Here is a 13,005-nt window from a genome sequence, read left to right as displayed (position 1 = left end):
CCATCGGCGTTACAAAAACAATCCGGCCGAGATGAGCCAGAACGCCAAAGGACCTAGAACAATGAAAAAGGCATTACAGGGCGCCACCGTTGCACTCACGCTCCTCGGCGGTGGGGAGGCCGTCGCGGTGGAATGGATGAACAACAGCGTAGGATTTCGCTACGGCCAGCAGTTCACCAACCCGAATAACCCCGACGAGTTCAGCAAGCGCATCTACAGCTTTACCCACGCCAGCGGCTACCGGTACGGCAGCAATTTCCTCAACCTTGATGTGTTCCTGTCCGACAGCCGCGACCCGCGCAAGGGCACCGATCATGGTGGGAGTGAGGTGTACGCGGTGTATCGCCACCAGCTGTATGCATCGCGGATATTCGATAGGCCGCTGGGTACCGGGCTGATCAAGGATTACGCGCTGACCCTGGGCTTCGATGCCAACCGCAACAACAACTTCGCCTCAGCCAAGAAGCGCGCGCTGGTGATCGGCCCGACCTTGAAGTTCAACACCGTCGGCGTGCTGGACCTGAGCCTGATGTACTACAAGGAAAGGAACCACACCGGCATTCCCGGTGCAAAAGAGTCGAACCACACCTTCGACGACACCTACTTGCTCAACCTGACGTGGATGCGCCCGTTCGAACTCGCCAACCACGCGGCGAAATTCCAGGGTTTTATCAATTACGTCGGCGAAAAAGGCGAGGACTACCACGGCCGCGACACCGCGCCGGAAGCCCTGATGCGCACCGCGCTGATGGTGGCGGTACGACCGGGCAAAAGCGTCAAGCCGAACCTGTACCTGGGGGTGGGTTACGAGTACTGGCATAACAAGTTCGGCGTGGATGGCGGCCGGGGTAGCCGCACCTCAACGCCGACGGTGAACATGGAAATCACGTTCTAACTGAAGATACCCAATCAAACTGTGGGAGGGGGCTTGCTCCCGATAGCAATGGGTCAGCCAGCACATCTAGTACTGAGACTCCGCCATCGGGAGCAAGCCCCCTCCCCCATTTTTCAGCGTATTGCGCTGGCCAGTTCCGACTGTTTCGTCTTCGGCCGCGCCAGCCAGTACCCCAACACCGCCAACGGCGCGGTCGCCAACATCACAATCACCGTAATCAGCAGCGGCTCATCGATCATCCACGACACTATCAGGCTCGCGAGAAAGCACAGCCCCAGTTGCAGGGTGTTTTGCAGGGCTGCCGCCTTGCCGGAATTTTCCGCAAAGGGCATCAGCGCATTCGCCACCACGATGGGGTAACTCGCACCGTTGCACAGCGCCATCAGGCAGAACGGAATCAGCAAGGTGGTGAGGGTCGGTACCGTCAACGTGGCGACCAGGTATAACGCCACCATGCTGATGCAGTACGCCAGCAGCAACCACGGCAGCAGCGTCTTGCCCTGAACGTGCTGCAGGGCACTGCGGCAACTGTAGCCACCGACCAGAAAGGCCAAGGTCGGCAGCACGTAACTCAGGCCAATGTCATTCGGGCTGTAGCCCATGCCACCGAGGATGAAGGGGGACGCCGTCAACCACGCGAAAAAGCTGGCAGAGCACGCGGCGAAGATCATGACGTTGCCGGTAAACACGCGCGAGGTGAACAACTGGCCATACCCCAAGCGCGAAGGTGCACCCTCCTGCGCCCGAGGTTTCGGCGGGGTACGCAGGAACAACGTCGGCAGCAGTAACAGCAGCGACACGCCCAGCAATACACCGAAGATCGCCTGCCAACCGAAGTGGTTCAGTACCATCGCACCCAGCAACGGCGCCAGCGCTGGCGACAATGACATCAGTGGCATGATGCTGGCGAACACACGGTGCGCCTTGTCGGCCGGGTAGCGGTCGATGACCAGCGCCTGCCAGCTTACGGCGGCGGCACACACGCCAATCGCCTGCATAAAGCGCAGCGCCAGCAGTTGCGGCGCCGTCTCGACCCAGAACATCCCCGCGCAGCCCAGCACAAACAGGCTCAGGCCGGCGAGCAGCACTGGTTTGCGCCCCAGACGGTCGGACAACGGCCCCCACACCAGCTGGCCCAGCGCAAAGCCGGCGAGGAAAATACTCAAGCTGGCGCCTACCGCGCCCGCGCCAATGTGCAGGTGCTCGCCCATGGCGCCGAACGCCGGTAAGTACATGTCCATGGCCAGGTAACCGAGCATGCTCAGCCCCGCCAGGTACCAGGTGAAACCAAAAGAATTTTTCATTGAAGCCTTGCTTAACCTGCCATCAAACTATTTGCTGACTGGCGCCCATTATGAAGCTGACAGTGCGTGTGTGAAGCGATAATAATTGGACACTCTTATCAATATTTTTGAAGGCACTCGCCATGTGGTCCGAATACTCCCTGGACGTGGTCGACGCCGTGGCGCGCCATGGCAGCTTCAGCGCCGCCGCCCAGGAATTGCACCGTGTGCCGTCCGCTATCAGCTATACCGTGCGTCAGCTGGAGGAATGGTTGGCGGTGCCGTTGTTTGTGCGCCGGCACCGCGACGTAGAGCTGACGCCCGCAGGTCGGCTGTTTATCGACGAAGCCCGTGGCGTGATGAAAAAAATGCTCGGCACGCGGCGTTTGTGCCAGCAAGTGGCGAATGGCTGGAGTGGCCAGTTAAAGGTCGCGGTGGATTCCATCGTCAAACCCCAGCGTTGTCGGCAACTGGTGCTGGATTTTTATCGACAGTTTCCCGAGGTGGAGTTGCTGCTGGAGTACGAGGTGTACAACGGTGTATGGGATGCCCTGGCAGACGAGCGCACCGATATTGTGATCGGCGCCACCAGCGCGGTGCCGGTGGCCAGTCACTTTACTTTTCGCGATATGGGCTTGTTGAACTGGCTGTGCGTGGTCAGCGCGCGGCACCCACTGGCGAGCATCGACGGGTTGCTGAGTGACGATCAACTGCGCCCTTTCGCGTCACTGTGCATGACCGACACCTCGCGCAACCTGCCCAAGCGCGACACCTGGACCCTGGATAACCAGCGGCGGCTGGTGGTGCCCAATTGGTCCTCGGCCATCGATTGCCTGCGCGACGGCCTGTGTGTCGGCATGGCACCGGCGCATCAGGTGTTGCCGTGGATCGAACGCGGTGAACTGGTGGCGCTGCAGCTGAGCCGGCCGTTTCCGGCCAGCCCGTCGTGTGTGGCCTGGGCGCAGAGCAAGCTGTCGCCGGCCATGACGTGGTTGCTGGAGTATTTGGGGGATACCGAGACGATGAACCAGGAGTGGCTGAACGGAAACGATCCCTGACAATCATGGAGATCCCCTGTGGGAGCGGGCTTGCCCGCTCCCACAGGGTGGACGTCATTTCAATCCAGCAGGCGGGTGATGGCGCGCACGATCATCTCGACTTCCTTGGCATCCAGGGTCAGCGGTGGCAGCAGGCGAATGACCTTGCCCCGCGTCACGTTGATCAGCAAACCGTGCTCCTGTGCGGCACGCTGGGCCAGGTCACGATAGGGGTTCGCCAGCTCGATACCGATCATCAACCCCTGCCCCCGAATCGCCAGCACCTGCGGGTGCTCACTCAACTCCACCCGCAACCGCGCCAGCAAGCGCTCACCCTGCCGCGCCGCGTTCTGCAGCAAGCCTTGTTCTTCGATGATGTCCAGCACGGTGCACCCGACCCGACACGCCAACGGGTTGCCGCCAAAGGTGCTGCCGTGGCTGCCCGGTGTAAACAACTGAGCCACGGCGGCGCGGGCCAGGCAGGCGCCGATCGGTACACCGTTGCCGAGGCCTTTGGCCAGGGTCATCACGTCCGGGACGATGCCTTCATGCTGGAAGGCAAACCAGGCGCCGGTGCGGCCGATGCCGGTCTGGATTTCGTCGAGCATCATCAGCCAACCGTGGCGCGTGCAGTGATCACGCACGGTTTGCAGATAGCCCGGCGGCGCCGGCAGTACGCCACTTTCGCCTTGGATCGGCTCCAACAGCACCGCCGCGATACGCGTGCCAAATGCTTGTGTGATGGCTTCTATCGCGGCGATATCACCAAAGCCCACCTTGAGAAAATCCCCCGGCAAACGTTGGAAGCCCAGGCGCACCGATGGCCCATCGCTCGCGGCCATCGTGCCCAGTGTGCGGCCATGAAAGGCGTTTTCCATCACAACGACCAGCGGCGCTTCGATGCCCTTTTTCCAGCCATGCAGCCGCGCCAGTTTCAGCGCTGTTTCGTTGGCTTCGGCACCGGAATTGTTGAAGAAAGCGCGGTCCAGGCCGGACAGCTGGGCCAGGCGCTGGGCCAGCCGTTGTTGCCAATCGATGCTGTAGAGGTTGGAGGTGTGCAACAGCAAACTCGCCTGCTCGCTGATCGCCGTCACCAGCCTGGGGTGCGAATGACCGACATTGGTCACCGCCACGCCGGCCACCGCATCCAGGTATTCGCGACCTTGCTGGTCCCACAGGCGCGTGCCCAGGCCACGGGTAAAACTCAGGGCCAAGGGTTGGTACGTGGTCATCAGGCAGGCGGCAGTCATGGTGCGGGCTCCAGTGCATCGTAGTGATGGGAGCAGTATCGTTAACCACCTGAGCTGGATAAACTGCGCATTCCTGCAATGACTTTAAATCAGGGCTTGATAATGGATCTGTTCCAGGCAATGTCGGTGTACGTGAAAGTGGTCGAGGCCGGCAGCATGACGGCGGCAGCCCAAGCCTGCGGCATGTCCACGACCATGGTCGGCAACCACCTGCGCGCCTTGGAACAACGATTGGGCGTCAGCCTGCTCAAGCGCACCACGCGCAAGCAAAGCCTCACGGAATTTGGCGGGCAGTATTACCAGCGCTGCCTTGAGGTGCTGGGGCTGGTGGCCGACTCCGAGCAGCTTGCCGAGCAAGCCCACAGCGACATCCCCAAAGGCACCCTGCGGATCACCGCGCCCCCCGTGTTCGGCACCGAACGCCTTACACCGGCCTTGAGCGAATTTTCCCGGCGCTACCCGCAGATCAACCTGTATGTGGTGCTAAGTAATGAGCGGATGGACTTGGTCGACAGCGGCTTCGACGTGGCCATCCGTCTTGGCGAACTGGAAACTTCCAGCCTGATCGCCAGGCCCATGCAGGACTACACCCTCACCCTCTGCGCGTCGCCAGCCTACCTGGCGCGACGCGGCACGCCTTCGAGCCCAGAAGAACTGCAGCAGCACGACTGCCTGGCGTTCGCCTACCCGGCGAATGACAACTGGCGCGATACCGAAAAACTGTGGCGCATGACCGGTGATGGAGGCGAGCTGGAGGTTCCGGTGTCCGGCTCATTGACCATCAACAGCTCGCAAGGCTTGCGCCAGGCGGCCGTAAACGGCATGGGCATCATCATGCTGGCCGATGCCCTGGTGCAACCGGACCTGGAGAGCGGCAAGTTGGTGGCCTTGCTGACCACCTATAAACTGCCCAGTCGCCCCATGCACCTGCTCTACGGCCAGGACCGTTATCGCCTGCCCAAGCTACGCGCCTTTGTGGATTTCGCCATGGAGAAATGGGCGCGCTAGAAGTCCACGCCCAATTCGCGCAAGCGCGTCGCTGTACTTTCAGCCGACACGTGGTGAATCCCCTGCCAACCCAGGGCAACGGCCGCCTCGATATTGCCGGCAACATCATCGATAAATACCACTTCAGCCGGCAGGATATCCGGCAGGTGGGCGCGTACCTGGCCGAGGCTGGCGTGGTAGATCGCGGCGTCAGGCTTGATCAGTTTCAACTCGCCGGACACCACAATGTCGCGAAAGTACCCGAGGAACGGGTAATTGGCCCGCGCATACGGAAAAGTCTCAGCGGACCAGTTGGTGAGCCCGAACAGCGGCATATCGGCGCGGTGCAACGCGTTGAGGATCGCTACGCCTTCCGGCAACGGGCCACGCAGCATCTCGTGCCAGCGGTCGTAATAGGCCTTAATCAAGCGCTCATGATGCGGGTATTGCTCGATCAGGCTGCGGGTGCCATCGGCCAGGGAGCGACCGGCATCCTGCTCGGTGTTCCAGGCCTGAGTACAGATGGTGTCGAGAAAGTGTTGCCGTTGGTGATCGTCGGCAATCAGCTTGCGGTACAGATGGTGAGGATTCCAGTCGAACAGAACACCGCCGAAATCAAAAACTACTGCACGAATCGTCATCAGATCCTCCGTTAGCATGGTTTGACAGCTGTAGGAGTCTGGCAGATTGAGGACGGCAGTGGGAGCGTGATGGCGTGCCGGAACATGCCCACAAAGAATGATAGACACACATCAAATGTGGGAGGGGGCTTGCTCCCGATGGCGGTCTATCAGTCGATATGTATTGACTGACAGACTGCTATCGGGGGCAAGCCCCCTCCCACATTTTTAACCGCGTTTTAGGCTTGGACTAAACCATTGATCTTCACGGTAGGATTCACGTCAGCGTCGTAGTCCACGCCGTCGATTTCAAAGCCGAACAAACGCAGGAACTCCGCCTTGTAGCCGGCGAAATCACTGATCTCGTTGACGTTGTCGTCGGTGACCTGGTTCCACAGCGCCGCCACGGCGTCCTGGACTTTCGGTTCCAGCTCGGCCAGGTCGGCACGCAGGCGGCCGTCGGCGTCGAGTTTAGGCTCGCTGCCGTACAGGCTGTCCTTGAACAGGCCGTAGACCTGCTCGATGCAACCTTCGTGGGTGCCCTGCTCTTTCATCACTTTGAACAGCAGCGACAGGTACAGCGGCATGATCGGGATGGCCGAGCTGGCCTGGGTGACCACCGCCTTGAGCACCGACACACGGGCGTCGCCCTTGAGTGCAGCGAGGTTGTCGCGCAGGGTCAGGACTTTCTTGTCGAGGTCTTTCTTGGCTTCGCCGATGGAGCCGTTCCAGTAGATGTCCTGGGTCAGCTTTTCACCGAGGTAGGTGAACGCGGTGGTCTTGGCGCCTTCGGCGAGGACGTCGGCGTCACGCAGGGCGTCGATCCACAGCTGCCAGTCTTCGCCACCCATGACTTTCACGGTGCCGTCGATTTCTTCCTGGGTAGCCGGCTCAAGGGTAGTGTCGACCACAACGCCTTTGTCGGTGTTGATACCGCGCAGGGTCACGGCCTTGCCGATCGGCTTGAGGGTGGAGGTGTGCACCACGCCTTGTGGGTCGGTACGGCGTGGCGCGGCCAGGCTGTAGACGACCAGGTCGATCTTGCCCAGGTCTTTCTTAATGGTTTCGATGGTCAGGCGCTTGATCTCGTCGGAGAACGCGTCGCCGTTGATGCTCTTGGCGTACAGGCCTTTTTCGACGGCAAACTTCTCGAACGCAGCGCTGTTGTACCAGCCGGCGGAGCTCAACTTGCCTTCTTCGCCTTCTTTCTCAAAAAACACGCCCAGGGTGTCGGCACCGCAGCCAAACGCGGCACTGATGCGCGCGGCCAGGCCGTAACCGGTGGAAGCACCGAGGACCAGCACCTTTTTCGGGCCACCTTCGATGACGCCGTGTTGAGTCACGTAGTCGATCTGTTCCTTGACGTTCGCTTCACAGCCAACAGGGTGAGCGGTCACACAGATAAAGCCACGAACCCGCGGTTTGATGATCATAAAATTTCTGCCTCTTCCAAGGTGTCGAAGGCCAGTGGTGGCCACTCAACTTCAATCGTACCGGTCTATGACGTCCGAAAAACCGAAGCGTCACGATAGTCGTAAATCTTCCGTTTACAAAATCCAATCCAATCAACGCATCGAGGGGTTAAAAACCGTGTAAGGCCTTCACAATTTCGCACTATTTAAAACGCCTATCCCACGCAGAACGCCTTATTATGCGGTGGTTGTTTCAACATGTTTCAAAACCTAACCACTCGCGGCCACGGATCCGGACCTGTCGAATGGCGTCCTGCTGGAGCTGAGTTACATGAATATGCCTGCCTTGCGTAAAAAAGCGGTATCGGTCGCCTGGGTACTCGGCGTGTTGCTGATCATCGATGTGTTCCCCGAGACCACCCTGGTTTTTCTCGGCCTGGTGGTGGTCTGCGGTATCTACGACTTCCTGCGAAATGGCCTGTATGACGCGCCCACGATCAAGAAATACTTTATCGGCAGTGGCCGCAACACCTGGTTGCTGGCGCCGTTCAATACCTTGTTCGACCTGGTGAGCTCGCATAACCGCCATGTCTACACGATGCAGGACCTACCGCCCGCCTGGCGCGAAGACCTGCAACGGGTGATCGATGACGCCATGGCCCACAAGGACGAAATCATCGGCTACCTGGACGAACGCATGGCCGAGAAGAAGCGCGGCATGCTGTTTTTCCAGTGGTATGGCCACCCCATCGAGACCACCCTGGACATTCCGCAACTGCGCAAAAAACTCCCGTTCGTGAAAACCATTGGTGTGTCGGTGTTCAATGAGAACCGCTCGACCTCGTTTCACTTCGGCCCCCTGCGCATGATGTTCCGCGTGCTCTACAACATGGCCCCGGCGCCCCATCACGAGGGCGTCTACATCCAGGTGGGCAAGCACAAGCATTACTGGCACGACGACCCGCTGTTCATCTTCGATGACACGTTGATGCATGCGTCTTTCAACAAAAACGATGCCAAGCGTTACTGTCTGTTTATCGATATCGTACGGCCGACCCCGGTACCCCGGGTTCTTAACGCCGTGATCGCTGGGTTTGCCGGCATGGCCTTTACCCTGCGTCGGGTTTTCTACAAAAACTGGAAGCTGATTCAGTGAGTTCTGCGGCATGATGGTGCTGGACGGTGTTTGCACTCGGCCTTGCGCCTGAGTTAAATAACCGTCTCGTGCGTCCGAATTCGGCGCCCATCATTCTCAAGCCATCGCAGCCCCTCGCGGATGCGGTGGCTGCGCTTTCAAGGAATCAGAATGCCCCAACGTCAAGTCATCAACGCCTCCGTCAGCCCCAAGGGCAGCCTCGAAACCCTGTCCCAACGTGAAGTGCAGCAACTGAGCGAAGCCGGTACCGGCAGCATCTACACCCTGTTCCGTCAGTGCGCCCTGGCCATTCTCAACACGGGCGCGCATATCGACAACGCCAAGACCATCCTCGACGCTTATAAAGACTTTGAAGTGCGCATCCACCAGCAGGACCGCGGCGTGCGCCTGGAGCTGTTGAACGCCCCCGCCGATGCCTTCGTCGATGGCGAAATGATCGCCAGCACACGCGAAATGCTCTTCAGCGCCCTGCGTGACATCGTCTACACCGAGAACGAGCTGGACAGCCAGCGTATCGACCTGAGCAATTCCCAGGGCATCACCGACTACGTGTTCCACCTGCTGCGCAACGCTCGTACGCTGCGCCCCGGTGTCGAGCCGAAGATCGTGGTGTGCTGGGGCGGGCACTCGATCAATACCGAAGAATACAAGTACACCAAGAAAGTCGGCCACGAACTGGGGCTGCGCAGCCTGGATGTGTGCACCGGCTGCGGCCCTGGCGTGATGAAAGGCCCGATGAAGGGCGCGACCATTTCCCACGCCAAGCAACGCATTACCGGCGGGCGCTACCTGGGCCTGACCGAGCCGGGCATCATTGCCGCCGAAGCGCCGAACCCGATCGTCAATGAGCTGGTTATCCTGCCGGATATCGAGAAACGCCTGGAAGCCTTCGTGCGCGTCGGCCATGGCATCATCATCTTCCCCGGCGGCGCCGGTACGGCAGAAGAGTTCCTGTACCTGCTGGGCATCCTGATGCACCCGGATAACCGCGACCTGCCGTTCCCGGTCATCCTCACCGGGCCCAAACACGCCGCGCCCTACCTGCAACAACTGCACGCCTTCGTCGGCGCCACCCTGGGTGAAGCAGCGCAAGCGCACTACCAGATCATCATTGATGACCCGGCCGAAGTGGCGCGCCAGATGACCGCGGGGCTCAAGGCGGTGAAGCAGTTCCGCCGCGAGCGCAACGACGCGTTCCACTTCAACTGGCTGCTGAAGATCGACGAAGGCTTCCAGCGCCCGTTCGACCCGACCCACGAGAACATGGCCAGCCTGCAGTTGAGCCATGCACTGCCGCCGCACGAACTGGCCGCCAACCTGCGCCGTGCGTTCTCGGGGATCGTGGCGGGTAACGTGAAGGACAAGGGCATTCGCCTGATCGAGCAAAACGGCCCGTATGAAATCCACGGTGACCCGGCCATCATGAAACCCCTGGACGAACTGCTACAGGCCTTCGTCGCTCAGCACCGCATGAAGTTGCCGGGCGGCGCGGCCTATGTGCCGTGCTACCGCGTGGTTCAATGAATTAGCCCCCAACGGTCCCTGCAAAGCATAACGTCTTGCCGACTTTGACCGCGATCACGTCGCCGGCGTGCAGGGAAGGCGGATAATAGGGTTGCGGTTGGTCATGGTTTGTATCGCTTTAAACCCGGTGGAAGGGGGGCGAGCAAGGACAGTTGGGACTAGTGTTTTACCTATTCCAACTCACCCACACCCAATGAGCGACCTATGGACCAACGGATATTGTGCTCTGTCATTCCTTACCCTAGGGTAAGGAATATCACGATGGAGAACTTCACTATGGCAACCGCCACCCTGACCTCGAAAGGTCAAATCACCATTCCCGTCCAAGTCAGGACTGCCCTCGGCCTGGAAACAGGAGACCGGGTTGAATTTGTCGAAATGGAAAACGGACAGTTTTCCATCATTGCCGCGAGCAAGACGGTTCAGGACCTCAAGGGGCTGATCCGCAAACCTGCCAAGGCCGTCTCCATCGAACAGATGAACCAGGCCATCGCAGCGCAGGGAGCACACGCCGGATGATCGGGCTGGATACCAATGTGCTGGTACGCTACGTCACCCAGGATGATCCCGTTCAATCTGCCAAGGCGTCAGCGCTGATCGAGTCGCTGAGCACCGCCTCGCCAGGTTTTATCAGCATGGTTTCCATCGTGGAATTGGTCTGGGTGCTGCAAAGCTGCTACCAGTCGGCCAAGCGTGATGTAGTGACGGTACTGGAAACCCTGCTTCGCACCCGCGAATTGACCATAGAGCACGCAGAACTCATCTGGCAGGCGTTGCGCAAGTTTGTGGCGAACAAGGCCGACTTCGCAGACTGCTTGATCGAGCGCTGCGCCCACGCCGCCGGTTGCGAGTACACGGCCACCTTCGACCTCAACGCGATCAAGACAACGGGCATGAAGCGGCTGGCCTGAACCACAGCGTTGCGGCAGCGAGCGGGCTTTGGTAAAAACGGCTTATCACCTTGATCGAGAGAAAGACTACGTGCGCACGTTTCTACTCGCAGCGCTGGCCATCGCCCCCACCCTCGCCCAGGCAGACACCATCGCCTGGCCCGACCTGCCGGAAACCTGCTTTGTCAGTGGCCGCTCTGCCACCAGCACGGACGTCGACGCTGGCTGTGCGGCGTTCCTGATCAATGTAAAAGGCAAGGCCGCCGGCACGCCGATCAAGCTGGATATTCCGCAGTACGCCCTGCACATCGACGAAACCACCGGCAAGGAAACCCCGGTGATCCTCATCCAGGCGGAGGAGAACGGCGAGGTCAAGGCGGTGGGCTACAGGGAACTGGGCACCGATCAGCTCGGTGCCGCGCTGCTGCGGGAAGTTCGACTCCTGGGCACCCAGAAGCCGATTTAGCCGAGACTCAGCGAACCCAACCGCCACCCTGCCAGTGGTACCCATCACTACGCTGCACCCAATGCGGATGCACATAGCGATAGCCCTCGCGCACCGGCTCCCAATGGCCGTGCACCGCGACATAGCGCCCGCCTTCCCAGCGCCAGTAACCGCGTGACCATATGTAACCGTAGCGCACCGGTGGCTCGACTTCGATCACCTGCACCGGCGGCGGTTGCGGCGCGACGACTTCTACATACTCCCGTTGCACCGGCCTGCGCTCATGCACGACGCGCTCTTGCACACACCCGGATGCCGCGACGACCATGGCCGTCAATGCTGCATAACGTAGCCACATACAAACCCCTCGGGCGCTGACGCCCACCACTTACACTGCAAAAAATGCCCCCTTGTTGCAGCCGCTCTCCTGATCGGCCATGGGTCTTTTTTAACAGGTAGTGTCTGTCGGGTTGCTGAACCTGAGGGCGTTGCACTCAGGAACGCAGATGAAAGGCACCGTCAGCATTGGCCCACTCAAGCCGGCCCGAAACGCTCCAGCACCGCCTCCACAAACCGTCGTAACTTGGCAGTGCGCTGGCGATTTGCGGTGTAGAGCAAATGCATCGGCCGGCTCGGGGCCTCGAAGTTCGCCAGCACTTGCACCAACTCCCCCCTCAACAGCGCCGGGCGCAGGAAGTCTTCGGGACCCAGGACAATACCGAAGCCCTCCAGCGCAGCCGACATCAACGCCCTGCTTTCGTTGATTTGCAGTCGACTGGCAACCTGCACGCGGTAAGGTGTCGGGCCCTGGTAAAGCACCCATTCACGATCTGCCGGGCGCGACCAGAAGGCGTAGCCCAGGCATTCGTGATGCATAAGGTCGGCCGGCACCTGCGGCGTGCCACGCGCCGCCAGGTACGCAGGCGAGGCGCAGACGACCAAGCGATAAGGTGCCAGGGGCCGAGCCGTCAGGCTGTTAGTAGCCAAGGGACCGATGCGAAACGCCGCTTCATAACCCTCGTCCACCAGGTCGACGAAACGATCTGTCAGGTGCAGGTCGATTTCCACCTCGGGGTTATCACGCAGAAATTCGGTAATCAATGGCATCAGGCTGTAGGAACCGAAGGTCACCGGGGCAGTAATTTTCAGCTTGCCACTCGGGGTGTCATTCATGATCTGCGCCAGGGAATCGGCGGCCTCGGCCTCCGTCAGGATGTGTTTGCAGCGCTCGTAGTACGCGCTACCCAACTCCGTCAGGCTTTGGCGACGCGTGGTGCGGTTGAGCAAGCGCGCGCCCAGGCGTTGCTCCAACGCACTGACATGCTTAGCCACCATCTGCGGTGACAGGTTCAAACGCTCGGCGGCGCGGGCGTAGGAGCCCAGTTCAGCGGCCATCACGAAGGCACTCATGCTGGATAGACGGTCCATCATTCCCAACTCCCAGTAATAACAGCCACGCCAGAGCGATCATTTATCGCCAAACAGTTGCCAATCATCATAGCGACT

General features: G+C 60.2%; 14 protein-coding genes. 8 read left to right on the top strand and 6 right to left on the bottom strand.

The features are described from left to right. Window positions 1–61 precede the first annotated feature (61 nt). On the top strand, window positions 62–895 hold the full coding sequence (locus ACI512_RS12175) for a nucleoside-binding protein (protein WP_236383670.1): 834 nt from the start codon (window positions 62–64) through the stop codon (window positions 893–895). A 113-nt stretch (window positions 896–1,008) separates the two neighbouring features. Here ACI512_RS12175 and punC read toward each other — a convergent pair whose 3' ends face one another. Beyond that, the gene (punC, locus tag ACI512_RS12170) at window positions 1,009–2,199 is read right to left on the bottom strand and encodes a purine nucleoside transporter PunC (protein ID WP_231808318.1); all 1,191 of its coding nucleotides are present in this window, start codon (window positions 2,197–2,199) and stop codon (window positions 1,009–1,011) included. Between the two features lie 122 nt (window positions 2,200–2,321). Between punC and punR the strand changes: the two genes are divergently transcribed. Beyond that, window positions 2,322–3,236, top strand: a complete 915-nt coding sequence (punR, locus tag ACI512_RS12165; protein ID WP_236383669.1) for a DNA-binding transcriptional activator PunR — start codon at window positions 2,322–2,324, stop codon at window positions 3,234–3,236. A gap of 59 nt (window positions 3,237–3,295) precedes the next feature. On the opposite strand, the gene ACI512_RS12160 is transcribed toward punR, so the two are convergent. Next, window positions 3,296–4,465, bottom strand: a complete 1,170-nt coding sequence (locus tag ACI512_RS12160; protein WP_236383668.1) for an aspartate aminotransferase family protein — start codon at window positions 4,463–4,465, stop codon at window positions 3,296–3,298. A 102-nt stretch (window positions 4,466–4,567) separates the two neighbouring features. Here ACI512_RS12160 and ACI512_RS12155 point away from each other — a divergent pair, with 102 nt between their 5' ends. Continuing rightward, the gene (locus ACI512_RS12155) at window positions 4,568–5,473 is read left to right on the top strand and encodes a LysR family transcriptional regulator (protein ID WP_231808315.1); all 906 of its coding nucleotides are present in this window, start codon (window positions 4,568–4,570) and stop codon (window positions 5,471–5,473) included. Here the strand turns inward: ACI512_RS12155 and ACI512_RS12150 are convergent. Continuing rightward, a complete protein-coding gene (locus ACI512_RS12150; protein ID WP_236383667.1) occupies window positions 5,470–6,093 on the bottom strand; it encodes an HAD family phosphatase in 624 nt (207 codons plus the stop codon). The two genes, ACI512_RS12155 and ACI512_RS12150, sit on opposite strands and share 4 nt — an antisense overlap. A gap of 218 nt (window positions 6,094–6,311) precedes the next feature. After that, on the bottom strand, window positions 6,312–7,505 hold the full coding sequence (fabV, locus tag ACI512_RS12145) for an enoyl-ACP reductase FabV (RefSeq protein ID WP_231808313.1): 1,194 nt from the start codon (window positions 7,503–7,505) through the stop codon (window positions 6,312–6,314). 310 nt (window positions 7,506–7,815) lie between these two features. Between fabV and ACI512_RS12140 the strand changes: the two genes are divergently transcribed. From ACI512_RS12140 to ACI512_RS12120, 5 genes are all read left to right on the top strand, one after another. Beyond that, complete coding sequence (locus ACI512_RS12140) at window positions 7,816–8,640, top strand: aspartyl/asparaginyl beta-hydroxylase domain-containing protein (RefSeq protein WP_012722907.1); 825 nt, start codon at window positions 7,816–7,818, stop codon at window positions 8,638–8,640. A 150-nt stretch (window positions 8,641–8,790) separates the two neighbouring features. Beyond that, on the top strand, window positions 8,791–10,164 hold the full coding sequence (ppnN, locus tag ACI512_RS12135) for a nucleotide 5'-monophosphate nucleosidase PpnN (protein ID WP_025856956.1): 1,374 nt from the start codon (window positions 8,791–8,793) through the stop codon (window positions 10,162–10,164). 261 nt (window positions 10,165–10,425) lie between these two features. Next, on the top strand, window positions 10,426–10,683 hold the full coding sequence (locus tag ACI512_RS12130) for an AbrB/MazE/SpoVT family DNA-binding domain-containing protein (RefSeq protein WP_064052322.1): 258 nt from the start codon (window positions 10,426–10,428) through the stop codon (window positions 10,681–10,683). Beyond that, entirely contained in the window at window positions 10,680–11,075 is a 396-nt protein-coding gene (locus tag ACI512_RS12125; RefSeq protein ID WP_064052321.1) for a PIN domain-containing protein, read from the top strand. The genes ACI512_RS12130 and ACI512_RS12125 overlap by 4 nt, the downstream gene beginning before the upstream one ends. A gap of 70 nt (window positions 11,076–11,145) precedes the next feature. Further along, window positions 11,146–11,520, top strand: coding sequence for a hypothetical protein (locus tag ACI512_RS12120; protein ID WP_046035083.1), 375 nt, complete (start codon window positions 11,146–11,148; stop codon window positions 11,518–11,520). A gap of 7 nt (window positions 11,521–11,527) precedes the next feature. Here ACI512_RS12120 and ACI512_RS12115 read toward each other — a convergent pair whose 3' ends face one another. Further along, window positions 11,528–11,857, bottom strand: a complete 330-nt coding sequence (locus ACI512_RS12115) for a YXWGXW repeat-containing protein (protein WP_064052320.1) — start codon at window positions 11,855–11,857, stop codon at window positions 11,528–11,530. Window positions 11,858–12,033: 176 nt separating this feature from the next. Beyond that, complete coding sequence (locus ACI512_RS12110; protein ID WP_122809806.1) at window positions 12,034–12,930, bottom strand: LysR family transcriptional regulator; 897 nt, start codon at window positions 12,928–12,930, stop codon at window positions 12,034–12,036. Window positions 12,931–13,005 lie beyond the last annotated feature (75 nt).

The sequence above is a fragment of the Pseudomonas petroselini genome (assembly GCF_045037875.1).
Classification (GTDB): Bacteria; Pseudomonadota; Gammaproteobacteria; order Pseudomonadales; family Pseudomonadaceae; genus Aquipseudomonas; species Aquipseudomonas petroselini.
This window is presented reverse-complemented; position numbering and strand designations above follow the sequence as displayed.

Bases quoted from the DNA above. Each gene is read 5' to 3' on its own strand.
- fabV (WP_231808313.1), bottom strand. From the start codon at position 7,505: ATGATCATCAAACCGCGGGTTCGTGGCTTTATCTGTGTGACCGCTCAC.
- ACI512_RS12150 (WP_236383667.1), bottom strand. From the start codon at position 6,093: ATGACGATTCGTGCAGTAGTTTTTGATTTCGGCGGTGTTCTGTTCGAC.
- ACI512_RS12110 (WP_122809806.1), bottom strand. From the start codon at position 12,930: ATGATGGACCGTCTATCCAGCATGAGTGCCTTCGTGATGGCCGCTGAA.
- ACI512_RS12115 (WP_064052320.1), bottom strand. From the start codon at position 11,857: ATGTGGCTACGTTATGCAGCATTGACGGCCATGGTCGTCGCGGCATCC.
- ACI512_RS12130 (WP_064052322.1), top strand. From the start codon at position 10,426: ATGGAGAACTTCACTATGGCAACCGCCACCCTGACCTCGAAAGGTCAA.
- punC (WP_231808318.1), bottom strand. From the start codon at position 2,199: ATGAAAAATTCTTTTGGTTTCACCTGGTACCTGGCGGGGCTGAGCATG.
- ACI512_RS12175 (WP_236383670.1), top strand. From the start codon at position 62: ATGAAAAAGGCATTACAGGGCGCCACCGTTGCACTCACGCTCCTCGGC.
- ACI512_RS12125 (WP_064052321.1), top strand. From the start codon at position 10,680: ATGATCGGGCTGGATACCAATGTGCTGGTACGCTACGTCACCCAGGAT.
- ACI512_RS12155 (WP_231808315.1), top strand. From the start codon at position 4,568: ATGGATCTGTTCCAGGCAATGTCGGTGTACGTGAAAGTGGTCGAGGCC.
- ACI512_RS12140 (WP_012722907.1), top strand. From the start codon at position 7,816: ATGAATATGCCTGCCTTGCGTAAAAAAGCGGTATCGGTCGCCTGGGTA.
- ppnN (WP_025856956.1), top strand. From the start codon at position 8,791: ATGCCCCAACGTCAAGTCATCAACGCCTCCGTCAGCCCCAAGGGCAGC.
- ACI512_RS12160 (WP_236383668.1), bottom strand. From the start codon at position 4,465: ATGACTGCCGCCTGCCTGATGACCACGTACCAACCCTTGGCCCTGAGT.
- punR (WP_236383669.1), top strand. From the start codon at position 2,322: ATGTGGTCCGAATACTCCCTGGACGTGGTCGACGCCGTGGCGCGCCAT.